This is a genomic window from Azospirillum melinis, assembly GCF_013340935.1.
GTDB lineage: Bacteria > Pseudomonadota > Alphaproteobacteria > Azospirillales > Azospirillaceae > Azospirillum > Azospirillum melinis.
This window is the reverse complement of record NZ_WHOS01000143.1, coordinates 1-1488: the sequence shown is the minus strand read 5'-3', so window position 1 is coordinate 1488 and position 1488 is coordinate 1. Positions and strand designations below refer to the sequence as shown.

General features: G+C 69.9%; 2 protein-coding genes. One reads left to right on the top strand and one right to left on the bottom strand.

Features of this window, described 5'->3' with window-relative positions; genetic code table 11:
- Positions 1-563, bottom strand: a 563-nt coding sequence (locus tag GBZ48_RS35825; protein ID WP_174475369.1) for a response regulator, incomplete at its 3' end; no start/stop codon positions are given.
- A gap of 375 nt (positions 564-938) precedes the next feature.
- On the opposite strand from GBZ48_RS35825, the gene GBZ48_RS35820 reads away from it, so the two are divergent.
- Positions 939-1488: hypothetical protein (locus GBZ48_RS35820; protein ID WP_246307699.1), on the top strand; the 550-nt coding region annotated here is incomplete at its 3' end.

Genomic DNA, 1488 nt, shown 5'->3' with positions numbered 1-1488 from the left:
GGATGTGTAGAAGAGACAGGTGCCATGCCGCTCCCCGCCGGGCGCGGCGTGGCTGGCCGGGGGGAGGGCAGGCCGGCGGTCGACGGGCTGCCCTGGGGGCTGCCCTGATCGGCCGGGCGGGCGGTGTCGCGTCTCGTCTCGGCAGTTCCCGTCCGGGGGAAGCCGTCGCGACGGTTCAGCACCGCGTCGATGCGGCGGGCCAGGGTCGCCGCCGGCACCGGCTTCGCCAGCACGGAATCGGCGCCGGCATCCCAGGCGCTGCGCACGGTGGCGAGGTCGGCGTTGGCGGTCAGCACGATGATCGGCATGCCGGGCCGCAGGCTGCCCGGCGACTGGCGGATCCACTGGACCAGCTGCGAGCCGCCGACCGGTTCCATCACCCAGTCCGTCACCATCAGGTCGTAGACCTCGCGCCGCAGCGCGTCCTTGGCCTCCTGCCCGTTGCCGACGGCAGTGATCTGGCCGACGCCCCACAGCCCCAGCATGTCCTTCAACGCGCGCTGCAACAGCGGATTGTCGTCGACGATGAGGATCTTGATGGGGGAGGCGGGACGCTTCGTCATGGAGTGGTTCCGATGATGCGGCTGTGTCAGTCCCGATATCCGCCTCGACGGCCCGCTTTTCATGGAGGGGGACGGGTAAGCGCCCAATGAGACAGTCCATGTACCGTTGGGTGGGCGGGGTTATCCCCGCTGCCGTTCGAATGGGTAGCCCGCGCGGTCGGACACCTCTTTCGATACCGGAACGGTGAGACCGGCGTATATCAGAAAATTCTGATGGTAGTGGACGCACGCTTCCGCCACCCCTATGATTTCACTGTCAGGGTTCGAATGGGGCGTGCGATGAGCGGTGGATGCGGTGGCGGATCCTGTGGTGGCGGTTCACGTGGCGGTGGATCATCCCGTCTTTCCGGCGGATCGGGCAATCTGAAGCACACCATGCGGATGGCGATGGTGGTGAACGGGTTGCTCGGCGCCCTGCTGCTCGCCAGCGCCAACGCGACGCAGGCGGTCACCCTGTGGGCTGCGGCCCTGCTGATGCTGAACCACGCCGCCGGCCATGCGGTGACTTTGGTCGGGCTGGAGCGCCGGCAGGACTGGCACGCGCGCCTGTCGATGATTCAGGGGGCGGCGCTGATTGTTGCGGCGGTGGCGCTGGTGGTGACGGCCGGGCGCAGCATCGCCGGCATGGCGATCCCCGACGTGCCGCTCGCCAGTCTGGCCCTGCTGCTGGCCATCGGCGTGACGGTGGCGACCGCGACCCTGTTGTTCGCCGGTCGGCGCGGCGCGCTGACCCTGCGGGCGATCTGGCTGTGTTCGCGCAAGGATGTCCTGCCGCTCGGCGCCGGGCTCGTGGGGCTGGCGGCAAGCTGGCTGCTGCTGGACGGAGCGCCCGACGCGCTGGTCGGTGCCGGGATCGCAGCGTTCCTGCTGCCGGCCGCCTGGGGCCTGCTGCGCGGCAGGATGGGGGGCGGCATGGGAGGCGAGG